The following is a 17,821-nucleotide window of genomic DNA, read 5'->3' as shown; positions in this document are numbered from 1 at the left end:
TATTTGTATTTAAGTATGTAAGACCTATGAAAGGATCCTTATCACATTTGCATATGTCAATTCATCAGCAATTTTTTCGGGCAGCGCAACCACTAACCCCTTCTCAGTTCTTTCAAAAGTTAATGATTGCCTTGTTGGTAACCACTCCACTTTTTGAATTTCTTTCGGAAAATGCTGGCTGTCCTTTGCCACACTTTTTATAACAAGCTTCCCATCCTGCGGCCAACCCATGGCAGTTGCATACAACACATCGCCTTTCACATTAAAGCGAATGTCTTCATGGGTAAAAGGCTTCCCTTTTCCTTCATTAAAACCTTTATCACTCAATTTTGCCTCTTGTGCAGGTCCTTCCCCAAATATTTTCCAGGGTCTTGTTCCATAAATACTTTCGCTGTTTGCTTTCATCCAGGCACCTATTTCTTCAACGACCTTTCTCTCCTTTTCGTCAATCGTTCCATCACCACGTACAGGTATGTTCAACATTAAATTTCCATTCTTACTTACAATATCAACCAGACTTTGAATAATCGTCTTTGGTGTTTTGTAACCGTTGCGTTCATAAATTCCACGGGCATAATGCCAACCTCCAATGCAGGTATCCGTTTGCCAGGGCAGTGGTTGAATTTCGTTGGCCTGCCCTCTTTCAATATCCCATACCATGGCCTTGCGTTGGTTCTCATTTAACATTTTTCCATTGAGCACTGCACGAAGTTCACCATATTGTTTAATGCTTTTATTGTAAAGATGAGCGGCTATGCGCAGACCGGCATCACTAACAGGCCAGAACGGAAGTTGATCATCATCGAAATAAACGACATCAGGATTGTATTTATTGATAAGGTCTATAATACGGTTATAAAACTTTTCGATATAGGCTTTGTCGGGCGGGTATACACCATTGCCCCAATCCCATTGGCCTACGTTGAAATTATTATCTAAACTGTTCTGGCTTAAAGGATGATTTTGTGCATATAATTCCTGGGGATCCAATCCTTCCCACCATTTTCCTTTGCCATCTGCTTTCGTAAGTTTTCCATCGTAAGGGATGCCTGCATACTGACCGGTTTTATCTGCCCGTTGCGCTACTTCGTACCAGCGCCATGCGTGTGATGCATGAACACTTACGCCAAAGGGAAGTCCATTGTTTCTGGCTGCCTTTGCCCAACCCCCAATCAGATCTTTCCCGGGACCAATTTTGGTAGCGTTCCAATGCTTCTGATACTTGCTGTCGTACAAATCAAAATTGTCGTGATGATTGGCCATCGCCATAAAATACTGTGCACCCGCATTTTTATACAAACTCACCAGTTCTTCAGGATTCCAATTCTGTGCTTTCCATTCGTTGATCACATCTTTAAATCCAAACTTTGAAGGGGGCCCATATTTTTCAAGATGGATCTTATATTGCTCTGATCCTTCCTCGTACATATTTCTTGCATACCAGTCGCCGGCTTCAGGCTGGCATTGTGGCCCCCAGTGCGCCCACATGCCAAACTTTGCATCACGGAACCACCCGGGTGTTTTATAATTCTGCAACGATTCCCATGTGGGTTTGAATGGCCCATTTGCAATGGATTCGCTTATATATTGTTCTTCAATAAAATTTTTACCTAAGGCACGAGATAACCACAGAGACGGCAAAGTAGCTGCCATTCCCTTGATCAGTGTTCTTCGTTTCATTTTTTAAGTTGTGAGTTTTTTAAGAAGTGATGTATTCATATGGCAATGTGTGATGACGGAATGGAATTACTTAATAACAAATTTATTCTCTCGTCTCCGTTTTTAATTGCACTAAAAAGACTTTGTTTTGTCTAAATCCGACTTTTCCTGAACTTAGAAATGAGCAAGAATTTGATCGTGGTAGTTAACAGAGCCGGGGATTTCCCTAAATAAAAACGAGTTTTTTTGGCAGGCCGCGCCTTTATTCCGCCTTTAAAACAGCCATTGCTACAGGAAGCGATCCGCTCCTGGCAGTAATAGTGATAGTGCCTTTCCGGTTTGTTGATTGTATAATGGCCATACATTTCCCCTGCCAGGCTTCTATGTGGTTACCTTTTAACGGAGTATGGCTTTGCTGATCGCCGTTGCCTACTGCTGCGAGCTTACCTGCACCAATCACTTCAAATGTGATGTTATTGTTTGCAAAAGGCACCGGTACCCCATTGGCATCAAGCAACTGCACGGCAACATAACTTACATCCTGCCGGTTAGCCTTCAGCATTTTTTTGTGGGGCCTCAGCGCTATTTTAGCCGGTTCACCGGCGGTTTGTACTGCAAAGGAAACGCTTTTTCCATCGGCTGTTTTTCCGATGGCTTCCAGCTTGCCTGGTTCATAGGGTACCTCCCAGAAAAGAAAGGCTTCCTTTCTGAGGTCCCATTTGCGGATGCCCAATGACTTTCCATTCAATTTCAATTCTACTTCAGGTACATTGGTATACACATGCACCGCCAGCGTATCGCCTTTCCTGTTATGATTCCAATGCGTTTCCACCTTTGGCCAGCTCCAGAAAGAGCACAGCTCTTTGTTCCGTGCAGAGTTATCGGTTTGAACCGCAATATGTACCATGGGATCATTATTCCAAAGCGCTTTCCTGAACCAATAGGCGGGTTTGGGAAAGCCGCACATGTCAAGCACGCCGCAGGAAGCGCCCCGCCATGGCCAGGTTGGCCATTTTTCCCAGAACTTACAACCGGTACCTACATCGCCAATGCCCGATTCGCCGATATAATCAAACCCGGTCCATAGAAATTCGCCGGCCACATAATCTTTCAACTGCCCCTCGAGCCATTGCTCATACGAGCGCAATTGCCAGCAATTACCCGGATGGTAAGGATAAATCACCGTTTCAGATCCAAAGATCACGCGGTTGGGATATTTTTCATGATCGGCATTATAATAAGCTTCCTGGTAGTTGTAACCTACTATATCGAGCAGATCGGCCATTCCAAAGGAATTGACATTCAGTATCTCGTTACAGGCTGCGGTAAACACACGGGTAGCATCGTATTTACGCGAAGCATCCATCAGCATTTTGGTTATCTTCAGGGCGTTTTCTTTATTATACTGCTCTCTTACTTCATTTCCAATGCTCCAGGCGATAACACAGGGATGGTTGCGGTCGCGCCTGATCCAGTTCTCAACATCCTTTTCGTACCATTGCATAAACTGAGGCGCATAGCCGGCCGGCGTTTTGCCGTCCATCCATTCATCAAAGATCTCGTCAATTACCAAAAAGCCCAGGCTATCTGCATACGTCAGCAATTCGGGCGATGGTGGGTTGTGGCTCATGCGGAGCGCATTGCAGCCCATAGTTTTCAAAAGCTGTAAACGGCGTTTATACGTGCCATCCAAAACAGCAGCGCCCAGGGGTCCGCCGTCGTGATGGTTATTTACGCCTTTTAATTTTACCTGCTTCCCGTTTAACAAAAAACCTTTGTTGGCATCAAAACGGCATGTTCTTATGCCAAAAGGTAAAACATACTTATCGACGATCGTTCCGCCCGAACTCACCTCTACCTGTAACTGATATAAACGGGGTTGCTCAACAGACCATAATACAGGTTTGCTGATCGTGATATGCTGATCGATGTTTAACGCCAGGCCGGCTGCCGCTTCCACGTTCGATTCAGCCCGCCCCGCTTCCCTGCCTGCTGCATCTATTAGCTTTGTTATTACTATGCAGGGCTGATCAATCTTATTTTCATTGCGTAGCTCTATGGATATATCGACATCGGCCCTGTCATTGCTTGCTTCAAGGGTACGGGCAAAAACACCCCATTGATCAATATGGAGGTTGTTTTTGGCAACCAGCCATACATGCCGGTAAATACCTGAACCGGTATACCATCTCGAATTAGCCTGTTCACTGGTATTCACTTTAACTACGACAATATTATCCTGCCCGGCCGGCTTCAAATGCTGTGTGAGTTCATAATAAAAAGAAGAATATCCATAGGGACGATTGCCCAGATAATGTCCGTTGATCCATACATCACTGTTGCGATAAACACCATCGAATAAAACCCAAACCTTCTTACCCGACAGGTTCTTTGCTGTTTTGAAATGTTTCCTGTACCAACCAATACCACTATACGTATAGCCGCCACCCGGTCCTGTAGCGTAGGCAGACCCAAAACCATGTTCTATACTGAAATCATGAGGAACATCCAGTAAGCGCCATTTGGAATCATCAAATTCAGGCCGTTCAGCGCCGGGCTGATCGTTTAAAGCAAACCGCCAGTCAAAATCGAAAGGAAGCATTGCCTTATTATTTTGCTGCGCTGTTGTACCTGATGCTGTTACCATGCACATTATCAACAGCGGAAGCCATAAAGTCCTGATCATTTTCATTTTATTTTTGAGTAATTCCCTTCCATTTATCCGTTCTGAAAGGGTTGGCAGGCAGCCCTGCTGAATTGATCAGGTTACACCCGGGATTATCGGCCCAGGCATACCGAATGGCTTCCGGTTCCGCGACTTTATCGGAATAAACAACCACCTGATCGCCTTCAATGATCGCATGTGCCCAATAAAATTGTTTGTCTTTACCTGCAATGGCAAAACCAGTCACTTCTTTTCCATCTTTCGTTGAAAGGCCTGAACCCGTACTGGTAAAATTGATACGGATACGATTCCCTTCTTTCCGTAAATCTTTATACACAGGCCCCGATGCGATGCCCGCTTGTTTGTACACCAGTTTACCGGCAATTAAAGCGAGGCGGCGGCCCACCTCCTGTTTGTTCATGGGATGAATACTGCCGGAATCCCCGATATCGATTATGCAGGCCATCCCCGTATTTGGTTGAGATAAAGTCAGCGTTTGCGCTTCTCTCAATTCGGCCCACTCACTTTCACCAGGAAGCGCTTTTACTTTTAAGTAATTAGCCAGCTGAACAAATAAAAAAGGAAGATTGCCCTGCTGCCAGCGTTGCCGCCAGTCTGTGATGAGCATGGGAAATAATTCTCTGTAATTGTAAGCCGCCTGTACATTCGCCTCGCCCTGGTACCACAGAAATCCTTTGATGCCATAAGGAATAAGCGGGTTGATCATGGCGTTGAACAGCACTGTGGGGTAATAATGATAGTTGTGTATTTTCGGAATAGCGGTTTCAAGGTCTTTCTTATACAACCATTTCCCTGCTAAAGAAATTTTAGAAGAACCATCTGCAATGTAAATGTCATCCGCCGGCGGATTCAAGCCTCCACCGCCCCATAACATGGCCATCCTTACAGCAATAGTATTTTCTCCATGCTGAACCAGGCGGGCCGGTATAGTATAAGAATGAGCCGGATTCGCATTCCAGATATTCTTACAGATCTCCTGTCCATTGAAATAAAGGGAATAGTTCATTTCGGGATGGCCCAAATTCAGGGTCAGATCTTTTCCTGCAAACGACTCAGGCAATACCAGCTTTTTCCGTAACCAAACCATACCCTCATAATTGCCAATTCCAAAATCCCTGATTACATTGGGCATGTCAATATTTGTCCAGTCAGCATCATTATAATCCGGAACGGTAAATATTTTATCCGCATTATTTTGCGGATTAAAAACAATATTCCAAAAGCGTATCCCGTTCAAACTATCCTTTACAAAATCTTCACGGTCAACACTAAGCGTATCATTACTGAGTGTGTTGGATCTACTTATCGGCGATGTAAGCAACATCTCGCGGCTCGTCCAGGCTTCCACCGGCGTTCCGCCCCAGGTGCTTTGAATAATGCCAACCGGAATATTATGATCGCGATGAATTTTACGGGCAAAATAATAAGCAACCGCCGAGAACTCCTTCACATTTCCGGTATCACAAACTTTCCATTTACCAGATATAATATCTGATTGTGGCGTTAATTTTTTATCATGCTCAACAATAAAAAAGCGTATTTGAGGAAAATTCGCCTTTTCAATTTCATTGGGCGCATCCCCCGCCTGCTGCACCTGCCATTCCATATTTGATTGGCCCGATGCCAGCCACACATCTCCTATCAGAATTCCTTTCAACTCAATTCCTGCGTCTGGCCTGCCCGATTCAGCTATTTTGAGCGTATAAGGACCACCGGCGTTAAACGATAGAAAGCGAAGCATCCATTTTCCGTCTTTGCCCGCTTTTGTGGTTGTACGTACCGTTCCAAGCTCCCCTGTTATCAGCGCTCCCGGACTGGCCTGCCCCCAGATGGGAATTGGCTTCCCTCTTTGTAAAACCATATTGTCGCCAAATACTTTTGGCAAAGTGACTTGCGCATAAGACAGTGAACTGAATAAAAAAAATGATGCAATAAAAAACGAGATACTGATTGCTTTTTTCATGGCCATCCTAATGATCATTTTACTTAACTGAAATTTTTACCTTCTGAAAAACAGCGCGGGATGAATTACCTAACTGCAAAATGTACTCGCCGGCTTCTGCATTCCATGCTTTTTTTGATTCGTCATAAAATGCCAGATCAGTTACTTTCACCAACATTTCTACTGTCTTAGTTTCGCCGGGTTTCAGGAATATCTTTTCAAACGCTTTCAACTCCTTTTCCGGACGCAATACGGAACAAACCGGATCGCTTGCATATAATTGCATTACTTCTGCACCGGATACGCTACCGGTATTTTTGATGGTAAATTTTGCATGAATGGTGTCGTTCTTTCCATAGCCTGATCTGTCAGTTACAAAATGGCTGATGGAAAAAGTTGTATACGAAAGCCCGTAACCAAACGGAAACTGCGGTTGAATTTTCTTTGTATCAAACCAGCGATATCCCACCAAAATATCTTCTTCATAATTCACTTTAAGGTTTCTTCCGGGAAAATTACCTAATGCATGTGCAGGTGATTGATCCAGCGATACCGGTAATGTAAACGGAAGTTTGCCAGAGGGATTTACTTTGCCACTCAGCAGATCTGCTACGGCATTTCCGGCTTCCATTCCGCCAAACCACGACCACAATATAGAAGGCACACGATGAACAATACCTGATAATTTTACCGGTGAACCGGCAATAATAACTACAACTGTATTTGGATTTGCTTTGGCAACTTCCCGAATCAAAACATCTTGTCCATAGGGTAAATCCATACTTTGCTTATCCGAAGATTCTGTATCAAAATCATGATTTAATCCTCCGAAAATGATAACCACTTCTGATTCTTTTGCAACTTTAACAGCTTCATCAATCAATTCCCAGTTAACCTTATCTGCGCTTGTTTGGCCAGTGTTGCTGCCTTCTTTGAAGGTGGACTGTTTTTCATACCCTTGTGCAAAATTTATTTTTACAGTAGCCCCAAACTTTTTCCGGATAGCATCCAGCGGAGTTACTTCGTACAAGGCTTTTATTTCGGAACTAAGCCCGCCACCGCAGTGTTTTCGGGTAGCATTATCGCCAATAATTGCAATTGATTTTATTTTATTGAAATTAAGCGGAAGTATGTTTCCGCTATTTTGCAATAAAACTGCCGCTTCAGCAGCATCATTATACGCAGCCTGCTGATGTTCCGGCGTATTCATCTTTCCTTTTTCCCTTTTTCCTTCATCAAACATTTTTGTTTTATACATTACCCGCAGCACATTCGCCACTTTTTCATCAACCACCGATACCGGCACGTTTCCTTCTTCCACTGCTTTAATTAACGGATTGGCAAAGTACCATTCATTGTAATCTTTTTTATCAGTGCCCATTTCCAAATCAAGCCCAGTTAAAGCGGCTTTTATTGTTGTATGTGCGGCCGACCAGTCGGTCATTAACACGCCTTTGAAACCAAGTTCTTTCCTCAGCATTTGCCTGTTGAGGTATTCGTTTTCAGAACACCAATCGCCCCTGAATTTATTGTATGCGGCCATAACAGTATAAGCGCCGCCTTCTGTTACCGATGCTTTAAATCCAGGTAAATAAATTTCACGCAATGTTCTTTCGCTCATATGAACATCAACAGAATCCCGATGCTCCTCCTGGTTATTAGCCAACCAATGCTTTACACTTGCTGCCACATCTTTCGATTGCAATGCTTTGATATATGCAACTGACATTTTTGAAATAAGAAATGGGTCTTCGCTCATGTACTCAAAATTTCTTCCGCAAAGTGGCGAACGAATAATGTTAATACCTGGCCCAAGCAAAATATCTTTTTTGCGAAAGCGGGCTTCTTCGCCCAATACAATTCCCCGCTCGTAAGCCAGCTTAGGATTCCAGGTGGCGGCAAGCGCCGTACCTGGCGGAAAGCAGGTTGCAGAATCATTTGTCCATCCTGCATAAGCCCAGTCATCCCGGTTTATTTCTGCACGTACTCCATGAGGTCCGTCGCTCAACGCCCATTCCGGAATATCTAACCTTTTTATACCAGGTACATAAAACTTGGAGTTGGCATGTAATAAGCTCACTTTTTCCTGCAAGGTCATCTGACTGATAAGACTTCGGATTTTTTCTTCCGTTGCAATATCGGTCCTTGCCATTTGTTGCGCATCGGTTACACTCATCATTAACAATAAAGCCGCGCAAAGAAATAATTTCAAAATTCTATTCATATAATAACGTTTATTATTCTTATGGTAAATTTTTGTTTAGCCATTAATTGTTAAATCGAAAACCAATAATTGAACCTGATAAGAAAAATATTTTTGGGAAAGAAACATTCAACTGAGAAGAACTCAGAAAAGTAAGCAGCAGCAGCAGTGGTGATTTCATATAGCAATACAGTGTTAATTGAATGTCGTAAAACTAGTACTGTACTGTTTAAAACAAGGGATCCGAATGTTTCGACTTAGGGTATTGAATGTTGCAAAGAACTGATTTTCATCAGATCTATTCATAGGAACACACGAAAAAGGGGCTGCAGGTGCAGCCCCTTTGTTTTTGCTAAACTAACGACATTTGTTATTTATTAACCGGGAAAGGCGCCCAATAATAAGTATGGTTCGCATCGCTGGGTTGGTTGATCAGCGACACTTCCCCCGCATTCCGACCTGCATTCGCCTTTTGCACAGTTTCGGTCCTTACCAGGTCGAACCACCTGATACCAACTTCTGCCGCAAATTCCCATCCTCTTTCCGCTACTACCGAATCCCTGAAAGCTGTTTGTGATAACCCGGCTGGCAAAGCAGGCAAACCAGCCCTTTGCCTAACCTGATTGATAGCATCATAAGCACTGGCATCAACACCTGATGACATGGCTTTTGCTTCTGCATAGGTTAACAGTACTTCCGGATAACGAATGATGAACGTAGTGGCGCTGCCCCACCAGTCATTGGCCTTATGCGTTGCCCAATCGTAGCTATCGTCATCCCGGTATTTCAGGAAATAGGGATGTTTTTGTAATGTATTCTGCCAGGTAACCACATTATTGGGATCGTTCTTTACATAATAGGCTGTTTGGTAAGTAGCGTTCTTTCTGACCCCTGCCGGAAACTTGTTATAGAATGCAATTTCGCCATAGCCATCATCCCAGCCGCCTTCTTCATAATCGGGCGAGAAGGGATTAGGTCCCATCATGTTCCCGTTTTCCCAACTCCATACTGGTATATCATTATCATAATAGCAGGCGAACACCGCCTCTTTATTCAACTTGTTCTTTATTTTCCATATATCGGCAAAATCCGTCAGCATATCATATCCCCAGGTAGCTTTTCCATCTATCACTTCTTTTGCTTTGGTTGCGGCCAGTGTATACTTGTCTGCCTGTTTCAGCGGCCATCCGGCCATGGTGAGATACACATTGGCCAACAGCGCCTTTGCAGAACCTTTGGTGGCCAGGATATCGATCCCATTCTGTCTCGATTTTCCGCTCCAATGATCAGGCAGCATGGTTTCGGCTTTCTGCAGATCAGCTACGATCAAACTATAAATTTCCGAAACGGTTTCATTTGACCGGTTCTGCTGCGGTATCGCTTCTGTTGGCATGGGTATTTCTCCCCAGGTCCTTGTCAAATAGAAATAACTGATAGCGCGCATAAAATAAGAATAGCCGGCAGCGTTATTGCGTTGCTCTTCTGTTGCAGTCGTTGCGTTGGCATAATTCTTAAGCAGCGAATTGGCAGATTTGATGGTGGCATAAAAATAATTCCACCACGCAGTCATCCTGCTATTGGATGCGTTGGCATTAAAAACATCAAAATCTGAAAATTCTATTTTGTTGCCCGATCTTTTTGAAGTGATATCATCCGCTCCGTAATAGGCGCCGACCACGCTGTTAAAAGCGCCATTGAGTTGCAGGGCCAGCGCGGCCTCCGCCATTTCAAGGTCTTCGCCTGTTTTATAAAAACTTACGGGAGTGATGCTTCCTTCAGGATTTTCTTTGAGGTAACTTTTGTTACAGGCTATGGCGAACAGCGCCACCGCCAGCCAGCCAATATAATGAATGTTTAATCTTTTCATATTAATCACATTAATAAGTCAGTTTTAAAATTTAACCTGTAAACCAACAGTAATTGTTTTTGGAGATGGATAAGCGCCCAGATCGATACCTGCGTCGGTATCACTACCTGCCGAAGTAGAAGTAGCTTCGGGGTCAAAGCCTTTGTATTTGGTAATCGTAGCCAGATTTTGTGCGCTGATAAAGATCTTTGCAGTGGCCAGCTTAAGCCATTTTGGATCAATCTGATACGACAGGCTTACATTCTTTAGCCTTACATAACTTCCATCCTGCAGAAATTGTGTTGACTCAACCCAGCTTTTATTTTTGCTCGCCGGGTTGGCAAAGGTAGAGCCTGTATTGGAAGGTGTCCAGTAATTAGCCGCATCTGCCAGTGTAATGAATTTTACATCACTGGTAGGTACAGCCGTAGAAGCGTAAGTGGCATTGAAAATTTTACTGCCATGCGAGCCCTGTACAAAAACGTTCAACTCGAAGTTTTTATAAGCCAGTGAATTATTAAAGCCCCATTGCATTTTTGGCATTGCTGATCCGGCAATCACCCTGTCTTCAAATCCGATAGTGTTGTTTCCGTTTACATCTCTATACATAGCGTCACCGGCTTTATAATTTCCTTTATCAGCCTGGTAAACGCCTTCCCATGGAATGAGGTAAAAGGCACCGAGCGATTGTCCAACCTTTACGACCTGTATACTATTGGTAATAAGTCCGCCACCTACTATGACCGGACGCTCGAGCATTGAATCTGCACCCAGGCTCATCACTTTATTCTGGTTGAATGAAGCATTAAAGGTTGCTGTCCAGGTAAAATCATTGCTTTTAAACGGCGTTCCATCGATCACTATTTCCCAGCCTTTATTATTTACTTTCCCGATATTTTTCAGGAACGTACCGCCGCCATCATAATTATTGATCCTTGTATAGAGGAGCAGGTCGGTCGTGTTTTTATTATAATAATCCACACTTACATTCAGCCTGTTCCCTAATACACTTGCATCGAGCCCAACATTCGTTTGCTTCGATGTTTCCCATTTAACATCAGGATTGGCCGGATTGCCCAACGTGTAACCCGGGTACACTGTTGGGGTTCCATAAGAATAAGTAACCGGTGTAAGCAGGCCAAGCGTGCTATATGGATCCACGGCCTGGTTACCGGTAACGCCCCATCCGGTCCTTAATTTAAGATTGGAAAAAATGCCCAGGTCCTCAATGAATTTTTCATTAGACAGTTTCCAGCCGAAACTAAAGGATGGGAAATTACCCCACTTGTTATTACCCTGGAATTTGGAAGATCCGTCCCTTCTTATGGTTGCAGTCAACAGGTATTTATCGTTAAAGCTATATGCTGCACGGCCCATGTACGACAAAAGCGACCAGTTGCTATAGCCCGACGAAATGCCCTGCGAAGCATTCAATCCCAGGTTATAATACCCGTTCGATAAAGAAGCCAGTCCGGAACCTGATGCGCTGAAGGTGTAGTACTTATTGGATGTAGCTTCCATTAAAGCAGTGGCAGTAAGGCTGTGTTTGCCGAATGTTTTATGAAACGTAAGAACGTTGCTGTTTTGATACGTATAATTTTCCACTGAGCTTTGTCCCGATCCATGATTTCCCGGACTGATCCAGTCATTATTCACATAGGCATTTCTCGCCAATTGCATATCCAGCCCTGCATTAATGCTCAACGTGAGCCAGTCGGTAATGGAATATTTCAATTTTCCGTTGAAAATGCCCACGTTGGAAAAATTGTCTGCGTTCCGCTCCCTAATGACCATATAGGGGTTACCCCATATAGGTGATATACCAAAGCGATTATACTGGCCGGGCGCATCATACACCGGTTCTGTGGGCGCCCAGGTAAGCGCAGCCGTAACAGGATTGCCCTTGGAGCCGATATCGCCGTTATTATGAGAATTAATGCGGCCGGCATAGACGTTAATGCCGAAATTCAGCCGCTTGCTCAATTTCAGATCCAGGTTCGAACGTAAGCCAAACTTTTTCTGGTTGCTGTTCAACAATAACCCTTCCTGGTTTACATAGAAGCCACTCACATAATATTTTGCATTTTCGGTTCCGCCCGATACAGCCACTTGATGGCTTTGCGTAACCGAGTTATCGAATATCTTACTTTGCCAGTCGGTCGTTTGTCCTGCAAATGATTGCGGATCGGCAAATACGGTAGCCCCCGCCGTGAGATTGGCAATTGATGCATAGGTCACCGCATCCATCAGCTTGTATTTTTTCATCGGCCTGTTAAAGCTGGCAAAACCATTGTACTCGATTTTGGGCTTGCCGCTTTTCCCACTCCTGGTGGTAATGATGATCACCCCATTGGCGCCTCTTGACCCATATACTGCGGTAGCAGAAGCATCTTTGAGCACTTCCATGGATTCAATATCGTTCACATTAATATCTGCCAGCCCTATGCTGCTCAGGGCAATACCATCAACAACATACAGCGGGTCATTGCTGGCGTTCACTGAATTGGCGCCCCGGATGCGGATCTTGACAGCACCGCCCGGCGCCCCTGAATTGTTGGTAACGGATACGCCCGCCACCCTGCCCTGCAAGGCAGATGAAACATTTACCAGGGGTTGATCTTTATAAGCTTTGGCAGAAAGGGTAGCTACAGAACCGGTAAGATCACTGCGTTTTTGCGTACCATAACCTACGACCACCACTTCGTTTTCAACCACTGAAATGGCCAGTGAAACATTCAAAACTTCGGTGGCAGATGAAACTGTAACCTGTTGTGTGGTGTAACCAATAGAAGAGAACTCGAGTACATCGCCTGGTTCTGCATCGATCTCAAATTCACCATTGTCATTGCTTGCTACACTTTTACCCTTTGCTTTATTGGAAACAGTTACTGCAGCCAAAGGCTCGCCCCGCTCGCTTTTGATCTTTCCGTTAATTTTTTTAATGAGCACCGCAGGCGGCGATGCGGTTTTATCGGCTTCCGGCACTTTTTCCTTTATTACGATAGTTTCGCCCAACCGCACGAATGTAAACGGCTGGTTGCCAAAACACAATTTCAATACTTCCCCCACATCCATGTTCTTTACATTCAGGTTGATTTTGTCTGCGCGCTGAACGACCTTCATGTCATAGACAAAATCAAGGCCTGTTTGCCTGTTGATCTGCCTGAACACCTCCTGCAACGGGATGTTTTTTTGGGAGATGGTTACTGTTTGCGCGTCACTGCCCACAGCATGCACCTGCACACTTGTTAAAAGCATTAATGCAATCGTTAGTTTCATGCTCATAAGCTTTTGCGTATGGCTACCGGCCCGCCACCAGCGGGCATAGCCATAAAGTAAAACTTTCATACTTTTGCTTTCGTTTTTGGTTTGTAAATATTGGTTGCTGAATCGACTAATAAACGACCAAAACTTTCGCCGGGTCCCGCCCGCCAGCGGGATCCGTTTTTTTTGGCCTTAACTTTTTATCTGGAAACGATAATTTTCCTTCCTTCTACGGTAAAATGCACCTTACCTGCTATTTCAAAATAATTGAGCAGTTGCCTTAGGTCTTCTTTCCGGGATACAACGCCGCCCAGGTAAGTTTCTGATGAAATATTCCGGTACTCCACATCCACATCATACCACCGGGCTATCTGGCGCATGATGACTTTTATATCTGCATTATTGAAATGGAATTTTCCGTTCTTCCAGGACACCACTTCTTCCAGATCGGCATTCTCATTCAAATTAAATTCGCCGTTTTCGTTCCAAACGGCCTGCTGCCCCGGTACCATTACATGTTTTTCTGCCCCCCTTGATACATGCACACTTCCTTCCAAAAGCGTAGTGGCGATCTTTCCTTCCTCGCCATAAGCCATTATGTTGAAGTGGGTGCCCAGTACTTTCACTTCTACATCCTTCACTTTAACTAAAAAAGGTATTTTTGCGCCAGTCCTGAGCGAAGTCGAAGGAGCTACTTCAAAGTAAGCCTCGCCTGTGAGCTCAACGGTGCGGCTGTTGCCGGTAAATGCTACCGGGAATTTTATCGCCGAAGTAGCATTCAACCATACTTTGGTACCATCGGGCAATACCAATTGATATTGTCCGCCTCTTGGAGTGCTGATGGTATTGTATATTGTTTCCCCCCTACCCGTGCTACGAGGGTCATAAATTATTTTTCCATCCTTATTGATAATGCTGGTATTTCCCTGTTGCGCCAACAGGCCGGCGCCTGAACTGTCGAGATCGATCACAGTGCCATTGGCAAGCGTTAAGGTTGCCCTGTCTTTGCCCGGTACAACCGGAGATTGATTTGTGGGAAGATTAGTTTGCTTTGATGCTAATTCGTTCTTTTGAGAAGCGGGTTGAATAAAATAAAAGAGCAGAATTCCTGCGACAATAATTATAGATGCAGCTGTAACAAAACGCCAGGACTTCCTTTTATAAAAAGGGATAACCTTGCTTTGACCATTGATCTGGTTTTTGATCGCCTGCAGTATCTCTATACGCAGCACTTCAGCTTGTTCCGTTGCGGAAACAACAGTTTCTTCATCATCTATCCATTTGTCGTACAACTGGTGTAACTGCTGCTGTTCTTCTTCAGTAGCGGTGCCAGCCAGGAATTTTTCGGCCAATGCGGCTAAAAGCTGTTCCCCGGGAACACTCATATGGCAAGTTTTATACCTTATAAGAGTGTCAGACAGACAATTTACCCTTACTCTTTTTTAATTTTTTTCGAAAAATTTTAAAACATCAGGAAGATAGCTGCATCACCCAATTTATCTCTGATGATCTTCAATGCTTTGGTAAGATGCGATTCGGCGGTTTTTGTGGAGATGTCGAGGTCTGCCGCTACCTGGGTGAGCGATTGGTCGAGCAATTTATTTTTAATAAAGACCATGCGGCATTTTTCAGGCAATGTGGATGATAAGGCTGAAATTTTTTCCAGCATCCATTTATTTTCCAACAGGTCGGCAAGGGCTTCGGGCAGGGTTTGCTTAGGAATCGCTTGCTCGCTTATTTTTTCAACCTGCCTTTTTTTTCGGGCCAGCATTACATATACGGCGTACCGGGCCATAGCAGCTACATAGGCGGCAAAGGATTCAATAACTAAAGATTTTCTCTTTTCCCAAATGGTAAAAAATACTTCCTGTACGATCTCCCGTGCATCGGGGTCAGACTTAAGATGCTTATATGCAACAAAATAGAGCTTTTGCCAGTACCGGTTGTATAGCTCAGTATAAGCCAGCTCATTATCGTTTTTTACCAGAGCAAACAAATCATTATCGTCCGCAGCGTAGTTCAAGACAAGCAAAAGTTAGAATGTTTTATTGTGCCATGCAGTTTGGTGCTCGCACGTTTGCTAAGTTGCTAAAAAAAAATCAAAAGTTGCTAAATAAATTAAATAAAAATTATATTGAAAAAACCGGGTTGCAGAATACCGATATTCAAAAGGTTTACATAATCAGGGGGCTTTAAGCACTTAAGAAGCAGCGCTTAATTGCTCATTTGTATCAGAAATAAAAGCTGCCGGATTGTAAAGTGTTTCAAAAAAAATCAAAGGCCACTAAGGGTAAATTGTCATTTTATTACTCATAAGACATATCTAAGCGGAAAAGCAGAAATATAACCATGAAACTGGTGCAGGGGGTATACTAAATTCCCGGTTGACAATGAGGGTTACTTCCTGTAACATAAAAGAAACTTTAAAAAAGGAGTAAATGAATTATGGCCTGTTCCGCAATCGGAAAGAGATATTAATAAAAACCTGACGGGTTTTGATATTTAGATAAAAAACAACTTACATATGAATAGACGGAAATTGTTAAAAGGGATGGCCGCCACATTACCTGCATGGTGGCTTTCAAAAGTATTCGGCGAACCATTGCAGGATCTTAACACATATGGGGTGCCGGGCGAAAAAATGGCCAAAGGTCCCTTTAACCCCAACTGGGATTCGCTTGAAAAATATACCGTACCAGACTGGTTTCGCGATGCCAAATTCGGCATGTGGGCCCATTGGGGTGCACAATGCCAGCCCGAACATGGCGACTGGTACGCGCGATTCATGTACGTAGAAGGAAATGAGCATTATAAATATCACCTCGAAAAATACGGACATCCCTCAAAAGTAGGGTTCAAAGATGTAATTCATAAGTGGAAAGCTGAAAACTGGAACCCTGACCAACTGGTGGAATTGTATAAAAAAGCGGGAGCACAATACTTTGTAGCCATGGCCAATCACCACGACAATTTCGACAATTACAACAGTCGATACCAACCGTGGAACTCCGTGAAGATGGGGCCCCAAAAAGATCTTATCGGGGGGTGGGCGAAGGCCGCGCAAAAACAAGGGTTGCGGTTCGGAGTAAGCGTGCATGCAGCCCATGCCTGGCCGTGGTACGAAACAGCGCAAAGAAGCGATAAAAGCGGGCCGATGGCCGGCATACCTTATGATGGCAAATTAACAAAAGCCGATGGCAAAGGCACCTGGTGGGAAGGATTGGATCCGCAGCAATTGTATGCGCAAAACCATCCGCTCAGCGCCGGTAGCGAAAACGTTTATAACATTCATAAACAATGGCACTGGGGTGAAGGCGTTAGCGTTCCGGATAAAGCATACTGCGAAAACTTTTATAACAGAACGGTTGACCTCATCAATAAATACCATCCCGACCTGGTATATTTTGATGACACTGCATTGCCTTTATGGCCAATTAGTGATGCCGGTCTGCGCATTGCGGCACACATGTATAACGATAGTATCAAAAGGCACGGAAAACCGGAAGCCGTTATTAATGGAAAGATACTCGATGAAAAACAACGTAAATGCATGGTATGGGATATAGAGAAAGGCTCCAGCAATAATATAGAGCCTCTGCCCTGGCAAACCTGTACCTGTATTGGCGGTTGGCATTACGATCGCCGTATCTACGATCGCAAAGAATATAAAAGCGTCCGTGACGTAGTGAACCAGTTGGTTGACGTAGTAAGTAAAAACGGTAACCTGCTGCTGAACATACCGGTACGCGCCGATGGCACTATAGACGAACTGGAACTGGCGGTAGTGCAGGATATTGGTAAATGGATGGCCATTAACAGCGAAGCCATATATGCTACAAGGCCATGGAAAGTATTTGGCGAAGGACCGTCAATTGCTAATGCCAAACCATTAAACGGGCAGGGCTTCAATGAAGGAGCGGCAAAGCATTTTACGGCAGAAGATTTCAGGTTTACCCAAAAAGGTAATGTATTATACGCTACCTTTTTTGGATGGCCCGAAAATAAGCAGGTGGTTGTAAGATCCCTTGCATCTGGTTCGCCACAGGTTGGTAACAAAAAAATAACGGAAGTGAATTTACTCGGGTATACAGGAAAGCTGCAATGGGAACAGGGCACAGAAGGTTTGCTGGTAAAGCTACCTGATAACAGACCGTGTGACAATGCCTTTGCACTGAAAATTTCAGGCATTACCGGATAATCAATTTCAACAAATGCCGCAGA

At 44.1% G+C, this 17,821-nt stretch carries 9 protein-coding genes; 1 reads left to right on the top strand and 8 read right to left on the bottom strand.

Going from position 1 to position 17,821, the window contains the following annotated elements; all coding sequences use genetic code 11:
* Positions 1 to 24: 24 nt before the first annotated feature.
* The 8 genes from AC59IL_RS29210 to AC59IL_RS29175 all read right to left on the bottom strand — a co-directional run bounded on the left by AC59IL_RS29210 (position 25) and on the right by AC59IL_RS29175 (position 15,623).
* Positions 25 to 1,680 carry an alpha-L-fucosidase gene (locus tag AC59IL_RS29210; RefSeq protein WP_496555774.1) on the bottom strand — a complete coding sequence of 552 codons (1,656 nt, stop codon included), beginning with the start codon at positions 1,678 to 1,680 and terminating at the stop codon, positions 25 to 27.
* 241 nt (positions 1,681 to 1,921) lie between these two features.
* Positions 1,922 to 4,345: a glycoside hydrolase family 2 TIM barrel-domain containing protein gene (locus AC59IL_RS29205; protein ID WP_496555773.1), complete on the bottom strand. Its 2,424-nt coding sequence runs from the start codon at positions 4,343 to 4,345 to the stop codon at positions 1,922 to 1,924.
* Between the two features lie 7 nt (positions 4,346 to 4,352).
* Entirely contained in the window at positions 4,353 to 6,308 is a 1,956-nt protein-coding gene (locus AC59IL_RS29200; protein ID WP_496555772.1) for a sialate O-acetylesterase, read from the bottom strand.
* A gap of 19 nt (positions 6,309 to 6,327) precedes the next feature.
* Positions 6,328 to 8,511, bottom strand: coding sequence for a glycoside hydrolase family 3 C-terminal domain-containing protein (locus AC59IL_RS29195; RefSeq protein WP_496555771.1), 2,184 nt, complete (start codon positions 8,509 to 8,511; stop codon positions 6,328 to 6,330).
* A 349-nt stretch (positions 8,512 to 8,860) separates the two neighbouring features.
* The gene (locus AC59IL_RS29190) at positions 8,861 to 10,357 is read right to left on the bottom strand and encodes a RagB/SusD family nutrient uptake outer membrane protein (RefSeq protein ID WP_496555770.1); all 1,497 of its coding nucleotides are present in this window, start codon (positions 10,355 to 10,357) and stop codon (positions 8,861 to 8,863) included.
* A gap of 24 nt (positions 10,358 to 10,381) precedes the next feature.
* Entirely contained in the window at positions 10,382 to 13,684 is a 3,303-nt protein-coding gene (locus AC59IL_RS29185; protein WP_496555769.1) for a TonB-dependent receptor, read from the bottom strand.
* A gap of 116 nt (positions 13,685 to 13,800) precedes the next feature.
* On the bottom strand, positions 13,801 to 14,985 hold the full coding sequence (locus tag AC59IL_RS29180; RefSeq protein WP_496555768.1) for a FecR family protein: 1,185 nt from the start codon (positions 14,983 to 14,985) through the stop codon (positions 13,801 to 13,803).
* Positions 14,986 to 15,062: 77 nt separating this feature from the next.
* On the bottom strand, positions 15,063 to 15,623 hold the full coding sequence (locus AC59IL_RS29175) for an RNA polymerase sigma factor (RefSeq protein WP_496555767.1): 561 nt from the start codon (positions 15,621 to 15,623) through the stop codon (positions 15,063 to 15,065).
* A 501-nt stretch (positions 15,624 to 16,124) separates the two neighbouring features.
* Between AC59IL_RS29175 and AC59IL_RS29170 the strand changes: the two genes are divergently transcribed.
* Positions 16,125 to 17,798, top strand: coding sequence for an alpha-L-fucosidase (locus AC59IL_RS29170; protein ID WP_496555766.1), 1,674 nt, complete (start codon positions 16,125 to 16,127; stop codon positions 17,796 to 17,798).
* Positions 17,799 to 17,821 lie beyond the last annotated feature (23 nt).

Source organism: Niastella sp. sgz303648, from assembly GCF_059587045.1.
This window is presented reverse-complemented; position numbering and strand designations above follow the sequence as displayed.

Coding starts and splice junctions, on each gene's coding strand:
- AC59IL_RS29210 (WP_496555774.1), bottom strand. CDS start 1,680: ATGAAACGAAGAACACTGATCAAGGGAATGGCAGCTACTTTGCCGTCT.
- AC59IL_RS29205 (WP_496555773.1), bottom strand. CDS start 4,345: ATGATCAGGACTTTATGGCTTCCGCTGTTGATAATGTGCATGGTAACA.
- AC59IL_RS29200 (WP_496555772.1), bottom strand. CDS start 6,308: ATGAAAAAAGCAATCAGTATCTCGTTTTTTATTGCATCATTTTTTTTA.
- AC59IL_RS29195 (WP_496555771.1), bottom strand. CDS start 8,511: ATGAATAGAATTTTGAAATTATTTCTTTGCGCGGCTTTATTGTTAATG.
- AC59IL_RS29190 (WP_496555770.1), bottom strand. CDS start 10,357: ATGAAAAGATTAAACATTCATTATATTGGCTGGCTGGCGGTGGCGCTG.
- AC59IL_RS29185 (WP_496555769.1), bottom strand. CDS start 13,684: ATGAAAGTTTTACTTTATGGCTATGCCCGCTGGTGGCGGGCCGGTAGC.
- AC59IL_RS29180 (WP_496555768.1), bottom strand. CDS start 14,985: ATGAGTGTTCCCGGGGAACAGCTTTTAGCCGCATTGGCCGAAAAATTC.
- AC59IL_RS29170 (WP_496555766.1), top strand. CDS start 16,125: ATGAATAGACGGAAATTGTTAAAAGGGATGGCCGCCACATTACCTGCA.